Source organism: Streptomyces sp. NPDC046887 (assembly GCF_040644755.1).
Taxonomy (GTDB): Bacteria; Actinomycetota; Actinomycetes; order Streptomycetales; family Streptomycetaceae; genus Streptomyces; species Streptomyces lichenis.
This window is the reverse complement of the sequence record NZ_JBEYXH010000005.1, coordinates 241,298-257,954: the sequence shown is the minus strand read 5'-3', so window position 1 is coordinate 257,954 and position 16,657 is coordinate 241,298. Positions and strand designations below refer to the sequence as shown.

The following is a 16,657-nucleotide window of genomic DNA, read 5'->3' as shown; positions in this document are numbered from 1 at the left end:
CGCCTACTCGCTCTTGGCGGCGCACTCCGCGCAGGTGCCGAAGACCTCGACGGTGTGCGCCACGTTGACGAAGCCGTGCTGCCGGGCGATGGCCTCCGACCACTGCTCGACCGCGGGGCCCTCGACCTCCACGGCCTTGCCGCACACCCGGCAGACCAGGTGGTGGTGGTGCTCGCCGGTGGAGCAGCGGCGGTAGACCGCCTCGCCGTCGCTGGTGCGCAGGACGTCGACCTCGCCGGCCTCGGCGAGGGACTGGAGGGTGCGGTACACCGTGGTCAGGCCCACCGAGTCGCCGCGGTGCTTCAGCATGTCGTGCAGGTCCTGCGCGCTGCGGAACTCGTCCACCTCGTTCAGCGCCGCCGACACGGCGGCCCGCTGCCGGGTCGACCGGCCGCGCACTCCGGGGGGTCCAGCCGTCGCCACAGGTGCCTCCTCACACTCGGCCCGCTCGGATGTACGCGGGCCATTCTGCCAGGCGCACACCGAGGGGGGCCGGGGCATGGCGGTGGATGCCGTCACACCCAGAGGCCCGGCCGTCACACCCGTACGACTCCCGGCGGCCGTCCCCGTCCCCGTACCGGTGCTCACACCCGTACGCCGTCGCCGTCCGTCCCCGTGCCGGCGGAGGGGCCGGACGCGGCCGCGGCGGGCGGGACGGCCACGTCGCAGGCCTGGGCCTCGGCGGCGGGCGGGGCGGCGGCCCGGGCGCGGCGGCGGGCCAGGGGCGCGGCCAGGGCGGTGAGCAGCACGAAGACGGCGATGGCCAGCAGCACGATGGTCGCGCCGGGGGGCACGTCCTGGTAGTACGAGGTGATGGTGCCGGCCAGGGTGACCCCGGTGCCGACCAGGACCGCGATCACGAAGGTGGCCCGGAAGCTGCGGGCCAGCTGCTGCGCGGCGGCCACCGGGACCACCATCAGCGCACTGACCAGCAGCAGCCCGACGACCCGCATGGCGACGGTGACGGTGACCGCGGCGGTGACGGCGACCAGCAGGTTCAGCGCCCGCACCGGCAGCCCGGTGACCCGGGCGAACTCCTCGTCCTGGCTGACCGCGAACAGCTGCCGCCGCAGGCCCAGGGTGACCAGCACCACGAAGGCGGCGAGCAGGCAGATGGAGACGATGTCGCCTTCGGAGACCGTGGAGAGCGAGCCGAAGAGGTACGAGGTGAGGTTGGCGTTCGACCCGCCGGGGGCCAGGTTGATCAGCATCACGCCGCCCGCCATGCCCCCGTAGAACAGCAGGGCGAGGGCGATGTCGCCGTGGGTGCGGCCGTAGGAGCGGATCAGCTCCATGGCGACCGCGCCGAGCACGGCGACCAGGGTGGCCATCCACACCGGGTTGGTGGACATCAGGAAGCCGAGGCCGACACCGGTCATGGCGACATGGCCGATGCCGTCGCCCATCAGGGCCTGCCGCCGCTGGACCAGGTAGATGCCGACGGCGGGCGCGGTGACGCCGACCAGCACGGCCGCGAGCAGCGCCCGCTGCATGAAGGCGAACTGGAGGAATTCCATGGTCAGGTGAGCAGTCCCGTGCGGAGCGGCTCGTCGGCCGCGTGCGGATGTACGTGGTCGTGGCCGGGCAGCGCGTGCTGGCCGACGGCCTCCGGCGGCGGCCCGTCGTGGACCACGCAGCCGTCCCGCAGCACCACCGCGCGGTCGATCAGCGGCTCCAGCGGGCCCAGCTCGTGCAGGACGAGGAGGACGGTGGCGCCGTTCGCCACCTGCTCGCGCAGGGTGGTGGCCAGCACCCCCTGGCTGGCCAGGTCCACGCCCGCCATCGGCTCGTCCATGATCAGCAGCTCCGGTTCGGCGGCGAGCGCCCGGGCGATCAGCACCCGCTGGTGCTGGCCGCCGGAGAGCGCGCTCACCGAGTCCTTCGCCCGGTCGGCGAGGCCCACCAGCTCGATGGCCCGGTCCACGGCGGCCCGGTCGGCACGCCGGGGCCAGCCGAGCCTCGTCCGGGACAGCCGGCCCGAGGAGACGACCTCGCGGACGGTGGCGGGCACCCCGCCGGCGGCGGTGGTGCGCTGCGGGACGTAGCCGACCCGGGCCCAGTCGCGGAAGCGCCGCAGCTCGGTGCCGAAGAGGGCGACGGAGCCGCCGGTCAGCGGCACCTGCCCGATCGCCGAGCGGACGGCGGTGGACTTGCCGGAGCCGTTGGCGCCGAGCAGGGCGACCACCTCGCCGCGGTGGACGGTGAGGTCGATGCCGCGCAGCACGGGCCGCGCGCCCAGCGTGGCGGTGGCCGCGCGGAGGGCTATGACGGGCTCGGGCTCGGTTCTCTCCACTCTCTCCACGGTTTCCATGGTGTCCTCGATCGGCTCGCGGTGCGCTTCGGGGATCTTCGGCGCCGCGGACGGGCCGCCGCGCTGGCGGCCGATCCGTCCTCCGGCCGGGGCTCGGGTCATCGGGCCCCCAGTGCCTGCTTCAGGGCGGTCAGGTTGGACCGCATGACCTGGAGGTAGTCGTCGCCCTTGGAGCGGTCGGTGATGCCCTCCAGCGGGTCGAGCACCGCGGTCTTCAGCCCGGTGTCCCGGGCCAGGGTCTTCGCCGTCCGGTCGCTGGCCAGGGTCTCGAAGAAGACGGTGCTCACCTTGTCCTTCTTGGCGATGGACTGGAGCTCCTTGATCCGGGCCGGGCTGGGCTCGGCCTCGGGGCTCACCCCGGAGATGCCCTCCTGGTCCAGCCCGTAGCGCTCGGCGAGGTAGCCGAAGGCGGCGTGGGTGGTGATGAAGGTGCGGGTGGAGGTGTTCTTCAGCCCGCTGTCGTACGCGGTGTCGAGCGCGGTCAGCTCCTTGACCAGGGCGTCGGTGTTCTTCCGGTAGTCCGCCGCGTGGTCCGGGTCGGTCTCGGCCAGCGAGTCCCCGACGCCCTTGGCGATCTCGGCGTACTTCACCGGGTCCAGCCAGACGTGTGGGTCGGTGCCGCCCTCGTGCCCGTGGTCATGGCCTTCCTCGCCGTGCTCGTCCCCGTGCTCATGGCTGTGGCCCTCGGTGGAGGCGCCGTGCTCCTCCAGGGCGGTCAGCGAGCCGGCGTCGACGGTCTTCTTCGCCTCGGACTGGGCGATGGCCTCGTCTGCGGCGGGCTGGAGGCCCTTGAGGTAGAGGACGTAGTCGGCCTCGCCGAGCTGGCCGATCTGCCGGGGCTTGAGCTCCAGGTCGTGCGGTTCGACGCCCGGCTGGGTCAGCGTGGTGACCTCGACGTGCCGGCCGCCGATCCGCTCGGCCAGGAACTGCATGGGGTAGAAGGACGCCACCACGTCGACCTTGCCGTCCGAGCCCGCGCCCGTGCTGCCGCCGGAGTCGCCGCAGGCGGTCAGGGTGAGCAGACCGAGGGCGACGGCGGCGGCGACAGCGGTGGTGGAGGCGGGGACGGAAGGTATCGAACGGCGTACTCTCATGACAGTCATTTTCAACAATATTGGAAACGGTTGTCAACAAGGATCCTCAGTGCCCTGAGCCACACCCCGATCGGGCTTTGGGGGCCACCGATTTGGTCCCGGGGGTGCGCCCGCCGGTAATCTGAATCATTCGCAAGCGCCGTTCGTCACCGTCGTACTGAAGAGAGCACCGTGGCCGCCGACAAGATCGACACCATCGTCAGCCTGAGCAAGCGCCGTGGCTTCGTCTACCCCTGCAGCGAGATCTACGGCGGGCAGCGCGCCGCCTGGGACTACGGACCGCTGGGTGTCGAGCTGAAGGAGAACATCAAGCGCCAGTGGTGGCGTTACATGGTCACCTCGCGTGAGGACGTCGTCGGCATCGACTCCTCGGTCATCCTGGCCACCGAGGTCTGGGAGGCGTCCGGGCACGTCGCCACCTTCACCGACCCGCTCACCGAGTGCACCTCCTGCCACAAGCGCTACCGCGCCGACCACCTGGAGGAGGCCTACGAGGAGAAGCACGGCCGCCTCCCGGAGAACGGCCTGAAGGACCTCAACTGCCCCAACTGCGGCAACAAGGGCACCTTCACCGAGCCCAAGCAGTTCTCCGGCCTGCTCTCCACCCACCTCGGCCCGACCCAGGACTCCGGCTCCGTCGCCTACCTGCGCCCCGAGACCGCCCAGGGCATCTTCACCAACTTCGCCCAGGTGCAGCAGACCTCGCGCAAGAAGCCGCCGTTCGGCATCGCGCAGATGGGCAAGTCCTTCCGGAACGAGATCACTCCGGGCAACTTCATCTTCCGGACCCGCGAGTTCGAGCAGATGGAGATGGAGTTCTTCGTCAAGCCGGGCGAGGACGAGCAGTGGCAGGAATACTGGATGGAGCAGCGCTGGAACTGGTACCGCGACCTGGGTCTCCGCGAGGAGAACATGCGCTGGTACGAGCACCCGGCGGAGAAGCTCTCCCACTACTCCAAGCGCACCGCCGACATCGAGTACCGCTTCTCCTTCGGCGGGAGCGAGTGGGGTGAGCTGGAGGGCGTGGCCAACCGCACCGACTACGACCTCGGCGCGCACTCCAAGGCCTCCGGCACCGACCTGTCGTACTTCGACCAGGAGGCCGGCGAGCGCTGGACCCCTTACGTCATCGAGCCGGCGGCGGGCGTGGGCCGGGCCATGCTGGCCTTCCTCCTCGACGCCTACAACGAGGACGAGGCGCCCAACGCCAAGGGCGTCATGGAGAAGCGCACCGTGATGCGCCTCGACCCGCGCCTGGCGCCGGTCAAGGTCGCGGTCCTGCCGCTCTCCCGCAACCCGCAGCTCTCGCCCAAGGCCAAGGGCCTCGCCGCGGACCTGCGCAAGAACTGGAACATCGACTTCGACGACGCCGGCGCCATCGGCCGCCGCTACCGCCGCCAGGACGAGATCGGCACCCCGTTCTGCGTCACCGTCGACTTCGACACCCTGGACGACAACGCGGTCACCGTCCGCGAGCGCGACACCATGAAGCAGGAGCGCGTCTCCCTGGACCAGATCCAGGGCTACCTGGGCAGCCGCCTCCTCGGCTGCTGACCCCCCGGCTCCCGCCGCGCGACCCGAGGCCCCCGCCCCGTACCCCCGAGGTACGAGCCGGGGGCCTCGGCCGTACGGAGTGCCGCCCGGGCCACCGCCCGGCGCCTATGCCTGCCGGACGTCGCGCGGGCCCGCTCTGAGCCGGCGCGGTTACGGGCGCAGGCCGCGGAGGATGAGGTCGGTGACGGCGGTGAACTCGGCCTCGATGCCTTCGGAGGACCACACCGGGGCGTAGGCGGGGTCATGGAAGCGGGAGGTGGCGTCGAAGACGGCGCGGGCACTCTGGGCCGGGTCGGTCGGGGTGAAGCGGCCGGCCTGGACGCCCTCCTCGATGATGTGGCCGACCTGCCCGAGCAGTATGTCGATATGGCGCTCCACCACCGTGCTGCTGTCGTCGATCAGCGCGCTGTAAGTGGCGAACAGCTCCGGGTCGTCGCCCGCCTTGTGCCGCTTGGCGTCGAAGAGGCGGGCGAGCCAGGCCCGCAGCTTCTCCGGCCCGGGGCCGGTGTCCGGGGAGGCGGTGGTCTCGGCGAGCAGCTCCTCGGTGCGGCCCAGCCAGCGCTGGGTGACCGCCTCCCGCAGCGCCGCCTTGGTGCGGAAGTGGCGGTAGACGCTGCCATGGCTCACCCCGAGCGCCCGGGCCACGTCGACGACCGTGGCCTTGGCCGGGCCGTAGCGGCGCAGGACCTCCTCGGTGGCTTCGAGGATGCGGTCCGGGGTCAGCGCTTCACTGCTCATGGAAGGTGACGGTACCCGTCTCGCGGAGGGCGTCAGCGCTCGCTGTCCAGATGGGCCATCTGGGCGGACGGATACCGCTCGCCCGCCGCCGCGCCCGCGGGCACCGCCTTCTCGATCGCGGCGAGGTCACCGGCGTCCAGGGTGACGGCCAGGGCTCCGAGCGCCTCGGCCAGCCGGTCGCGGCGGCGGGCGCCGATCAGCGGGACGATGTCCTCGCCCTGGGCCAGCACCCAGGCGATGGCGGTCTGGGCGACCGAGACCCCCTTGGCGTCGGCGATCTCGCGCAGCTTGTCCACCAGGTCGAGGTTGCGGTCGAGGTTGTCGCCCTGGAAGCGGGGGCTCATGGCACGGAAGTCGCCGGTGCCCAGCTCGCGGTCCCGGCTGAAGTGCCCGCTGATCAGGCCGCGGGACAGCACCCCGTACGCGGTGATCCCGATGCCCAGCTCACGGGCGGTGGGCAGGATCTCGGCCTCGATGGAGCGGGAGATCAGGCTGTACTCGATCTGGAGGTCGGAGATCGGGGCCACGGCGGCGGCCCGGCGCAGGCTCTCGGCGCCGACCTCGGACAGGCCGATATGGCGCACATGGCCGGACTCGACCAGCTCGGCGATGGCCCCGACGGTCTCCTCCACCGGCACATCCGGGTCGAGGCGGGCGATCCGGTAGACGTCGATGTGGTCGGTACCCAGGCGCTGGAGTGAGTACGCCGCGAAGTTCTTCACCGCGGCGGGGCGGCCGTCGTAGCCGAGGAAGGCGCCGTGGACGTCCCGCAGGGCGCCGAACTTCACGCTGACCAGGGCGCGATCCCGGTCGGCGGCGGGGGCGGTGCGCAGGGCCTCGTTGATCAGCAGCTCGTTGTGGCCCATGCCGTAGAAGTCGCCGGTGTCGAGCAGGGTGACGCCGGCGGCCAGGGCGGCGTGCACGGTGGCGATGGCCTCGCCGCGGTCGGCCTCGCCGTACAGCGCGGACATCCCCATGCAGCCGAGGCCGAGGGCCGAGACCTCAGGTCCGGTGCGGCCCAGGGTGCGGTGGGGGAGCGATGTGGTGGTCATGTCGGCTCCTGGGAGAGAGGGGTCGGTTCGGTTGGCGCTGTGTATGAGTATGGAACATGCGATGACAGATTTCAATATCTGTCAGTCACTCGATGGAGTGAAGACGCCATCGGAAAATCGGGTGCGGGGGTGGGGTGGAGGTGGACTAGGGTCGCCCTATGGCGAATCTCCCTCTCTACGAGTGAGCGCGCGCGGGGGACACACCCGCACCGCGCCCGACAGACGTCCATCCACTCGATCCCTGTGAGGGAGACACCATGGCCAAGAGCCGCAACAACCTGCTCGGCGTCGGCGGACAGCGCCGCAAGCTGTCCAAGAACGGTGAGCCCGGCTCGCCGTCCGCGCGCGCCGAGGACCGCCGTTCCGCCGACGACCAGAAGCAGGAGCTGCTGCGCAAGATGCGTGAGCGCGCCCAGCAGAGCGAGGGTCAGGGGCAGGACCAGGGGCAGCAGGCCTCCGCCGCCGAGTAGGCGGGTAGGGGCAACAGAGACACCGAGGGCCCGGGACGGCACCGCTTGCGCGGGCGTCCCGGGCCCTTGCCCGTACTCCTGGAGCCGTACCCCTCGGGGACCGTCAGCGGCGGTCCGCGTTCGCCGGGGCCGGGGCGGGCTGGTCCGGGGCGGTCAGGCGGCGGGCGGTGCGTTCGGCGGTGGCGCGGGCCCAGGCGCCGCTGGTCGCCGCGCCGACCAGGAGCACGGCCAGTCCGCAGCCGGCCAGCACCCACCAGGCGGTGCGGCTCGCCGCCACGAAGTCGCCCATGGAGCCCGACCCGCCGCCCCCGGCGGCCATCCCCGAGGCGAGCACCGCGCCGATGACGGCCACGCCCAGCGTCGTACCGATCTGGCGGCTGGTGGACGCCACCGCGGAGGCCACCCCGGCCTGGGCGCGCGGCATCCCGGAGACGGCGGTGTTGGTGATCGGGGCGTTCACCATGCCGAAGCCCAGGCCGAACAGGACGTAGCCGGTGAAGAGGAGGGGCAGGCTGGTCTCGGCGTCCAGCGCGGCGAACAGCACCCCGCTCGCGGTCAGCGCCACCCCGGCCACCAGCAGCGGCAGCCGTGGGCCCCGGCTGCCGACCAGCCGCCCGGAGAGCGGGGCGCAGACCAGGGTGAGCGCCGCCATCGGCAGCATGTAGAGGCCGGCGTGGAGGGCGGAGAGCCCGCGCACCTCCTGGAGGTAGAGCGTGTTGACGAAGAGGAAGCCGCCCAGCGCGGCGAACGCGCAGATCGCGATGACCGTCGCCCCGCTGAACGGGGCGCTGCGGAAGAAGCGCAGGTCGATCAGGGGCTCGGTGCGCCTCGGCTCGTAGCGGAGGAGGGCGAGGAGGGCGGCCAGGGCGAGCGCCGCGCAGACGGCGACCAGGGGGGAGGTGAAGCCCGCGTCGGGGGCCTCGATGATGCCGAAGGTCAGCGAGCCGAGCAGCACCATGACCAGCAGCTGGCCCACCGGATCGACCCGGCGCGGCTTGGGGGCTCGGGACTCCGGGACGTACCGCCAGGTGAGGAGGAGGGCGGCCAGTCCGACGGGCAGGTTGATCCAGAAGATCGCCCGCCAGCCGACCGTCTCGGTCAGCACCCCGCCGACCAGCGGCCCGGCGGCCATCGAGATGCCGACCACCCCTCCCCAGACGCCGATCGCCCGGGCCCGCTCCCGCGGGTCGGTGAAGGTGTTGGTGATGATCGACATCGCCACCGGGTTGAGCATGCAGCCGCCCACCGCCTGCACCATCCGGAAGACCACCAGCGCGGTGAGGCTGGGGGCGAGGGAGCAGAGCGCCGAGCCGACGGTGAAGAGCACGAGGCCGGTCATGAAGACCCGGCGGCGGCCCAGGCGGTCCGCTGTGGAGCCCGCGAGCATCAGCAGCGAGGCCAGGACGACGGTGTAGGCGTCGATGGTCCACTGCATCCCGGAGACGGAGGCGTCGAACTCCCGGCGCATGGAGGGCAGCGCCACGTTCAGCACGGTGTTGTCCAGGCTGACGATCAGCAGGCTCATACAGCAGATCGCCAGCACCAGCAGCCGCCGGCGGGAGGTGAGATCGGGCATATCTCCAACGTAACCCCTCACTAAGTACGCCTAACTAACGAACCTCCCCAGGGCGTGGGTGACAATGGACGGCATGACCGCGCTTGCTCCCTCCTCCACGCACGCCCCGCTCGCCATCGGGCCGCACACCGTGCAGCCGCCGGTGGTGCTCGCCCCGATGGCCGGTATCACGAACGCCCCGTTCCGGACTCTGTGCCGGGAGTTCAGTGGGGGCAAGGGGCTGTTCGTCAGCGAGATGATCACCACTCGGGCGCTGGTCGAGCGGAACGAGAAGACCATGCAGCTGATCCACTTCGACGCGAGCGAGACGCCGCGCTCGATCCAGCTGTACGGGGTGGACCCGGTCACCGTCGGCAAGGCGGTCCGCATGATCGTGGACGAGGACCTGGCCGACCACATCGACCTCAACTTCGGCTGCCCGGTGCCCAAGGTCACCCGCAAGGGCGGCGGCTCGGCGCTGCCGTACAAGCGGCCGCTGCTGCGGGCGATCCTGAACGAGGCGGTCGGCAACGCGGGCGAGCTGCCGGTCACCATGAAGATGCGCAAGGGCATCGACGACGACCACATCACCTTCCTGGACGCCGGGCGGATCGCCGTGGAGGAGGGCGTCACCGCGATCGCGCTGCACGGCCGCACCGCCGCCCAGCACTACGGCGGCACCGCCGACTGGGACGCCATCGCCCGGCTGAAGGAGCACGTCCCGGAGATCCCGGTGCTCGGCAACGGCGACATCTGGTGCGCCGAGGACGCGCTGCGGATGATGCGGGAGACCGGCTGCGACGGGGTGGTGGTGGGCCGCGGCTGCCTGGGCCGCCCCTGGCTGTTCGGCGATCTGGTGGCCGCCTTCGAGGGCACCGGCGGCCCGGCCGCGCCCTCGCTGCGCGAGGTGGCCGAGGTGATGGTGCGGCACGCCACGCTGCTGGGGGAGTGGATCGGCGACGAGTCCCGTGGCGTCATCGACTTCCGCAAGCATGTGGCCTGGTATCTGAAGGGCTTCGCGGTCGGCTCGGAGATGCGGCGGCGGCTGGCGGTGACCTCCTCGCTGGACGAGCTGTCCGCTCAGTTGAGCGAGCTGGATCTGGACCAGTCCTGGCCGCTCGGCGCGGACGGCCCTCGGGGCCGGACCTCCGGCAACAACCGGGTCGTCATGCCGGACGGCTGGCTCAAGGACCCGTACGACTGCGCGGGCGTCGGCGAGGACGCGGAGCTGGACACCTCGGGCGGGTGAGGCCGCGCCCCACCGGAGAGGTGGGGGAATGGGCGGGAGAGGCGGTCCCCGCCGGGAGGTGGGGATTGGCCGGTACCGATCGCAACCAGGCCGTACGAGGTCGTACGGGGTCGCGGACGAGGCCTGGTGTGGTCGGCGGGGGCGGGTGGTCCGGGTGCGCTCACCTGGGGCATCCGCCCTTTTCGTGCGCTTCTCGCGCCGTCTCCGTGTCGCCGCGCGGGGCTCCGGAGAAGTCCGGATACTGGGATCGGAGCGGGTCGGAGGCGCGTGATTCTCGCCACCCCTGATCGGACCTCCGCTCATATGAGCAGTAAGAGAGTGGCTGCACCTTCTCAAGGGGTGGCACGGAGTGCCATCCCTCCTGTGTTCAATAAGTGAACTCATATGGTCGGCCTGTACGCTCAGATGAGCGATCAGGGCCAGTGTTTCCCCAAACGGGCTTCGGGGGGTGAACGGGTGAGGCTCCCCGGCCTGCGCCCTGGTCACCTGCGATCTGCTGGCGGACGAGTGGTTACGACCGAGCGACCGACAAGCGGACGTACCGAGAAGCCTTCGATCTGGGTATGTTCTCGCCGTCAGGGCAGCCACCGCGTCCCGAGGAGTCGAGACCGTGTCGGAAAACAAAGATCAGAAGTTCGTGTACGACTTCACCGAGGGCAACAAGGACCTGAAGGACCTGCTCGGTGGCAAGGGCGCCAACCTGGCCGAGATGACCAATCTCGGACTGCCGGTACCCCCCGGGTTCACGATCACCACCGAGGCCTGCAAGGTCTACCTGGAGAGCGGCGAGGAGCCCGCGGCACTCCGTGCCGAGGTCAGCGCCCATCTGGAGGCCCTTGAGCGGGCCATGGGCAAGAAGCTCGGCCAGGCCGACGACCCGCTGCTGGTCTCCGTACGCTCCGGCGCCAAGTTCTCCATGCCCGGCATGATGGACACCGTCCTCAACATCGGACTCTCCGACACGTCCGTGGAGGGGCTGGCCCGGCAGGCCGGCGACGAGCGGTTCGCCTGGGACTCCTACCGCCGCCTCATCCAGATGTTCGGCAAGACCGTGCTGGACGTCGACGGCGAGCTCTTCGAGGAGGCGCTGGAGGAGGCCAAGCGGGCCAAGAAGGTCACGGTCGACACCGACCTGGCCGCCGCCGACCTCAAGAAGCTGGTCAAGCAGTTCAAGAAGATCGTCACCGCCGAGGCCGGCCGGGAGTTCCCGCAGGACCCGCGCGAGCAGATGGACCTCGCCATCGAGGCGGTCTTCAACTCCTGGAACACCGACCGGGCCAAGCTCTACCGCCGCCAGGAGCGCATCCCGCACGACCTGGGCACCGCGGTCAACGTCTGCTCGATGGTCTTCGGCAACCTCGGCCCCGACTCCGGCACCGGTGTCGCCTTCACCCGCGATCCGGCCTCCGGCCACCAGGGCGTCTACGGCGACTACCTCCAGAACGCGCAGGGCGAGGACGTCGTTGCCGGCATCCGCAACACCGTGCCGCTGGCCGACCTGGAGTCGATCGACAAGGTCTCCTACGACAAGCTGATGCAGATCATGGAGACCTTGGAGAACCACTACAAGGATCTCTGCGACATCGAGTTCACCATCGAGCGCGGCCAGCTCTGGATGCTCCAGACCCGGGTCGGCAAGCGCACCGCCGGTGCCGCCTTCCGGATCGCCACCCAGCTGGTGGACCAGGGCCTGATCGACCAGGCCGAGGCGCTCCAGCGGGTCAACGGCGCCCAGCTCGCCCAGCTGATGTTCCCGCGCTTCGACGAGAAGGCGGACGTCCAGCAGGCCGGCCGGGGCATCGCCGCCTCGCCGGGCGCGGCGGTCGGCAAGGCCGTCTTCGACTCGTACACCGCGGTGAAGTGGTCCCGCTCCGGCGAGAAGGTCATCCTGATCCGCCGCGAGACCAACCCCGACGACCTGGACGGCATGATCGCCGCCGAGGGCATCCTCACCTCCCGCGGCGGCAAGACCTCGCACGCCGCCGTGGTCGCCCGCGGCATGGGCAAGACCTGTGTCTGCGGCGCCGAGGAGCTGGAGGTCGACACCAAGCGCCGCCGGATGACCGTGCCCGGCGGGCAGGTGGTGGAGGAGGGCGACACCGTCTCCATCGACGGCTCCACCGGCAAGGTCTACCTCGGCGAGGTGCCGGTCGTGCCCTCCCCGGTGGTCGAGTACTTCGAGGGCCGGATGCACGCCGGCGCCGACGACGCCGACGAGCTGGTCGAGTCCGTGCACCGGATGATGGCCTACGCCGACCGCCGCCGCCGGCTGCGGGTGCGGGCCAACGCCGACAACGCCGAGGACGCGCTGCGCGCCCGCCGGTTCGGCGCCCAGGGCATCGGCCTGTGCCGCACCGAGCACATGTTCCTCGGCGAGCGCCGGGAGTACGTGGAGCGGCTGATCCTCGCCGACACCGACGCCGAGCGCGACGACGCCCTGAAGGCCCTGCTGCCGCTGCAGAAGCAGGACTTCGTGGAGCTGTTCGAGGCGATGGACGGGCTGCCCGTCACCGTACGGCTGCTGGACCCGCCGCTGCACGAGTTCCTGCCCGACATCACCGAGCTGTCGGTACGGGTGGCCCTGGCCGAGTCCCGCAAGGAGCCGCACGAGAACGAGCTGCGGCTGCTCCAGGCCGTACACCGGCTGCACGAGCAGAACCCGATGCTGGGCCTGCGCGGCGTACGGCTCGGCCTGGTCATCCCCGGCCTGTTCACCATGCAGGTCCGCGCCATCGCCGAGGCCGCCGCCGAGCGGATCGACGCCAAGGGCGACCCGCGCGCCGAGATCATGATCCCGCTGGTCGGCACCGTCCAGGAGCTGGAGATCGTCCGCGACGAGGCCGAGCAGGTCATCACCGAGGTGCAGGCGGCCACCGGGGTGGAGCTGAAGCTCGCCCTGGGCACCATGATCGAGCTGCCGCGCGCCGCGCTGACGGCCGGCCAGATCGCCGAGAGCGCCGAGTTCTTCTCCTTCGGCACCAACGACCTCACCCAGACGGTGTGGGGCTTCTCCCGGGACGACGTGGAGGCCAGCTTCTTCACCGCGTACCTGGAGAAGGGCATCTTCGGGGTCTCCCCGTTCGAGACGATCGACCGGGACGGTGTCGGCGCGCTGGTGAAGAGCGCGGTCGAGGCCGGCCGGGCCACCCGCCCGGACCTCAAGCTCGGCGTCTGCGGCGAGCACGGCGGCGACCCGGAGTCGGTGCACTTCTTCCACGAGGTCGGCCTCGACTACGTCTCCTGCTCGCCGTTCCGGATCCCGGTGGCGAGGCTGGAGGCGGGCCGGGCGGCCGCGTACTCCAACGGCAGCGACAGCCGCTAGCCGCGCTGACCGGCGGGCCGGTCCAGGGCGGGGGGCCACCCGCCTGACCGGCCTGCCTCGCCGGCCCGCCCGACGGGCCCACCGGGGCCGCCGCCGGCCCATCTGACCCTCACCGGCCAGGCGGCGGCCCCGGGACGCGGGGAGCGACGCGGCGGACACCTTTGTGCGGAGGTGTCCGCCGCGTCGTCGTGTGCGCGGACGCCGCCGCGGGCAAGCGGGGTGCGGGGGCACGGGGGACGTGCGCGAGCGGGTGCGGGCGGTCGGACGCGTGCGCGGGCGGGGTGCGGGCGGCCGGGGCCCGGGGCGCGCCGGCGGCGGGCCGGGGCACGGACCAACTCATGGGCGCCACGGGGGCGCTGCCGGCGGCAGGGTGGCGGCGGTCGGTGGGGGCCGGGGGGTCGTGCGGTGGGGAGGGCGTGTATCGTCTCGGGGGGCCTGGGGGAGCGAGTGCCGGGAAATGGCGTTCCCGGAAGGCGTATGTAGGTACATGTATTGCGGTTCGCGGTCCGTTGAATTCCCGCCTGTTGAACGGCGGACGTTTCACGGGATTCATGTGGTGTCCACCCGGCGTAATTGCGCCATTCGCCAAGCAAAGAACGGGTGAGGCGCGGCCACCGGATCCCCACCCAGTGGCCGCGCCCCATTACCCATGTCGGTCGGGAGAGCCGCAACCTTTCAGGTCCGCCGCCGGACGCGCGAAGCCCCCCACGGTCTTCTGACGCGTCACCTCGGTCCTGAAGGTTTCCCGTTCCGACGGGCTACAGCTTTTCGGCTGAACCCCATCCTCCGCGACGCGTTTCAACTGTGGCTGAAACACCGTGGTAACGTGCTGTGATGGCATGCATACTCAATGCCGGGGGTGATTGCGGATGCAACAGGTGGGGGTTCAGTGCTGCGTATTCATTTCACCGGGAACGACCTCGCTGCCATACGGATGGCGGCCCGGCCGGATGCGTTGTGGGAAACGATTCTCAGCTTTCACAGGTTGCGGGACCGGCGCGGCCCGCTGGTCTTCGGGGCCTGGCGGGAGGAGGCCCGGGCCCGGCTGAGCGGTGAGACCAGACTGCTCGGCGCGCTCGTCCCGCAGCGCGGCTACTTCCCCGACTTCCTCACCCCGGCGGCCGGTCTGGACGGGCTGGAGTCCGGCCTGGAAGCGATCCGGGCCACTCCGCCGGCCCGGGTCCACACCGAGCTGGCCCTGCTCGCCGCCGCCCGCCCGGTGGCCGCCCCGCTGCCCGGATGGGCGGTCGACCTCGCCCAGGGCGACCCGGAGCCCTTCGGCCGGCTGCTGACGGCGCTGCGCGGCTACCACCGGGCCGCCATCGAGCCCTCCTGGGCCTATGTGGAGTCCCGGATAGAGGCAGACCGCGCGCTGCGGGGCCGCGCCCTGCTGGACGGCGGGGCGGAGGAACTGCTCGCCTCCCTGCCGCCGATGCTGCGCTGGCAGGCCCCGGTGCTGGAGGCGGACTACCCGGTCGACCGGGACCTGCACCTGGACGGCCGGGGCCTGCTGCTCCAGCCCTCGTTCTTCTGCCGGGGCACCCCGGTGGTACTGCGCGACCCGGACCTGCCGCCGGTGCTGGTCTACCCGGTCACCCACACCGACGCCCCGGCGGCGGTCAACCCGGACGGCGGCGCCTCCCCGCTCGGCCGGCTGGTCGGGCACACCCGCTCGGCCGTGCTGCGGGCCATCGGGCACGGCGGCACCACCAGCGAACTGGCCCGCCGCGCCGGGGTGTCGCTCGCCTCGGCCAGTCAGCACGCCGGGGTGCTGCGGGAGGCCGGGCTGGTGGTGACCATGCGCCAGGGCAGCTCGGTGCTGCACACCCTGACCCCGCTGGGCGCCGCCCTGCTGCACGGCGGCCACCCCCACCCGGGCGCCGCGCGCCCCCTGGAGGGCGCCGGACGGCTCAAGGAGGCCGAGGCGCGCGTCAAGGGCGCCAAGGGCTCGGAGGGACGGGTCAAGGGGCCCGAGGGGCGGCTGCGGGAGTCCGGCGGGCACCGCGGGGAGGGCGGTACCCGCCGGGGCGGGGGCGGCGCCCCGCCCCCGCGCCGCCGCCACGCGTGGAACGGCCCCGTGGGGCCGTGACGGTGACGCCGGGTCGGGGGGCTATGCGCGGAACGGGCCGGTCACCTCGTAGGTGATGCCGCCCGAGGAGCTGCCGGAGGGGCCGCGCTGGCTGGAGAAGTACAGCCGCCGGCCGTCCGGTGAGAAGGCCGGTCCGGTGATCTCGGAGCCGGACTGGCCGGAGATCCGCAGGAAGGGCGCCACCGTGTCGTCCGGGGTGATCAGGCAGATCTCCATGTTGCCGCCGTCCTCCGCGATGTACAGATCGCCGGAGGACGAGCCGGTGACGTTGTCCACCCCGGTGAGCGGCGCCGCGCCGGAGGGCACCAGCGAGTCGTCGTAGGCCAGTTCGTAGGTGCCGGCCACCAGGTTCAGCCGCCAGACCCGGTTGTCGCCCTTGGTGGTGAACCAGACGTGGTCATTGGCGTAGTGGCAGCCCTCGCCGCCGTTGAACCGCTTGGCGCCGGACACCTGGTTGCGGGTGGTGGTCGGGGTGCCGTCCGGGTCGGGTACGTCCTGCCAGCGGAAGGTGCCGGAGGTCGCCGAGCCCGCCACCAGCACCTGGAGGGTGCCGGCGGAGAGGGTGCCCCAGGCGGCCGGCACGAAGCGGTAGAAGCAGCCGTCGGTCTCGTCCTCGGTCAGGTAGACCACCTTGCGGACCGGGTCGGCGGCCGCCGCCTCGTGCTTGAACAGCCCCATCGCGGGGTGCCGCACCGCCGCCTTCGCGCCCCAGGGGTCGGTCTCGTAGACGTAGCCGCGGGTGACCTCCTCGCAGGACAGCCAGGTGTTCCACGGGGTCCGCCCGCCCGCGCAGTTGGTGCGCGTACCGGAGAGGATCCGGTACGCGCCGGTGATCGCGCCGCTCGCCGAGAAGCGCAGCGCGCTCGCCCCGCCGTTGGGGCTCACCTCCGAGTTGGAGACATAGATCCAGCCGGTGCCGTCGGCGAAGCAGGCGCCGCCGTCGGGTGCGTCGTGCCAGGTGTACGAGGTGGTGCCGACCCGCTGCCGGGACCGGGCGACCACCCGGCTGCCGAAGCCCTCGGGCAGCGCGATGCCGTTGGCGTCCGCCGGGCGCAGGGCGCCGTACGGCCCGGTGCCGGGCTGGGCGGGCGCCGCATAGGCCGCACCCGCCATCAGGGCGCCGCCGAAGGCCGCCGCCGCACCGCCGCCAACCGCTCCGCGCAGAAAACCGCGACGTTCCACGTGTCTCACTCCAGGGTCCGGTGAACCCTCCGGCGCGCGTC

General features: G+C 71.8%; 12 protein-coding genes and 1 pseudogene. 5 read left to right on the top strand and 8 right to left on the bottom strand.

Going from position 1 to position 16,657, the window contains the following annotated elements; genetic code table 11:
• Positions 1-3 precede the first annotated feature (3 nt).
• The 4 genes from ABZ945_RS08460 to ABZ945_RS08445 form a co-directional block, all read right to left on the bottom strand.
• The gene (locus ABZ945_RS08460) at positions 4-423 is read right to left on the bottom strand and encodes a Fur family transcriptional regulator (RefSeq protein WP_248632164.1); all 420 of its coding nucleotides are present in this window, start codon (positions 421-423) and stop codon (positions 4-6) included.
• Between the two features lie 161 nt (positions 424-584).
• Entirely contained in the window at positions 585-1,517 is a 933-nt protein-coding gene (locus ABZ945_RS08455) for a metal ABC transporter permease (protein ID WP_361265924.1), read from the bottom strand.
• Between the two features lie 2 nt (positions 1,518-1,519).
• On the bottom strand, positions 1,520-2,311 hold the full coding sequence (locus ABZ945_RS08450; RefSeq protein WP_361266015.1) for a metal ABC transporter ATP-binding protein: 792 nt from the start codon (positions 2,309-2,311) through the stop codon (positions 1,520-1,522).
• A 98-nt stretch (positions 2,312-2,409) separates the two neighbouring features.
• The gene (locus tag ABZ945_RS08445) at positions 2,410-3,405 is read right to left on the bottom strand and encodes a metal ABC transporter substrate-binding protein (protein WP_361265921.1); all 996 of its coding nucleotides are present in this window, start codon (positions 3,403-3,405) and stop codon (positions 2,410-2,412) included.
• Between the two features lie 171 nt (positions 3,406-3,576).
• On the opposite strand from ABZ945_RS08445, the gene ABZ945_RS08440 reads away from it, so the two are divergent.
• A complete protein-coding gene (locus ABZ945_RS08440; protein ID WP_248632167.1) occupies positions 3,577-4,959 on the top strand; it encodes a glycine--tRNA ligase in 1,383 nt (460 codons plus the stop codon).
• 150 nt (positions 4,960-5,109) lie between these two features.
• On the opposite strand, the gene ABZ945_RS08435 is transcribed toward ABZ945_RS08440, so the two are convergent.
• Complete coding sequence (locus ABZ945_RS08435) at positions 5,110-5,697, bottom strand: TetR family transcriptional regulator (protein ID WP_361265917.1); 588 nt, start codon at positions 5,695-5,697, stop codon at positions 5,110-5,112.
• A 32-nt stretch (positions 5,698-5,729) separates the two neighbouring features.
• The gene (locus ABZ945_RS08430; protein ID WP_361265914.1) at positions 5,730-6,749 is read right to left on the bottom strand and encodes an aldo/keto reductase; all 1,020 of its coding nucleotides are present in this window, start codon (positions 6,747-6,749) and stop codon (positions 5,730-5,732) included.
• A gap of 257 nt (positions 6,750-7,006) precedes the next feature.
• Here ABZ945_RS08430 and ABZ945_RS08425 point away from each other — a divergent pair, with 257 nt between their 5' ends.
• A complete protein-coding gene (locus ABZ945_RS08425; RefSeq protein WP_361265911.1) occupies positions 7,007-7,219 on the top strand; it encodes a DUF6243 family protein in 213 nt (70 codons plus the stop codon).
• 103 nt (positions 7,220-7,322) lie between these two features.
• On the opposite strand, the gene ABZ945_RS08420 is transcribed toward ABZ945_RS08425, so the two are convergent.
• Positions 7,323-8,795: an MFS transporter gene (locus ABZ945_RS08420; protein ID WP_361265908.1), complete on the bottom strand. Its 1,473-nt coding sequence runs from the start codon at positions 8,793-8,795 to the stop codon at positions 7,323-7,325.
• A gap of 73 nt (positions 8,796-8,868) precedes the next feature.
• On the opposite strand from ABZ945_RS08420, the gene dusB reads away from it, so the two are divergent.
• From dusB to ABZ945_RS08405, 3 genes and pseudogenes are all read left to right on the top strand, one after another.
• A complete protein-coding gene (gene dusB / locus ABZ945_RS08415) occupies positions 8,869-10,023 on the top strand; it encodes a tRNA dihydrouridine synthase DusB (RefSeq protein ID WP_361265905.1) in 1,155 nt (384 codons plus the stop codon).
• A gap of 610 nt (positions 10,024-10,633) precedes the next feature.
• Positions 10,634-13,345: a pyruvate, phosphate dikinase gene (ppdK, locus tag ABZ945_RS08410; RefSeq protein WP_361265902.1), complete on the top strand. Its 2,712-nt coding sequence runs from the start codon at positions 10,634-10,636 to the stop codon at positions 13,343-13,345.
• An 889-nt stretch (positions 13,346-14,234) separates the two neighbouring features.
• A pseudogene (locus tag ABZ945_RS08405) lies at positions 14,235-15,209 on the top strand (winged helix-turn-helix domain-containing protein); the annotation flags it as partial.
• 246 nt (positions 15,210-15,455) lie between these two features.
• Here the strand turns inward: ABZ945_RS08405 and ABZ945_RS08400 are convergent.
• Positions 15,456-16,616, bottom strand: coding sequence for an alkaline phosphatase PhoX (locus ABZ945_RS08400; protein WP_361265899.1), 1,161 nt, complete (start codon positions 16,614-16,616; stop codon positions 15,456-15,458).
• Positions 16,617-16,657 lie beyond the last annotated feature (41 nt).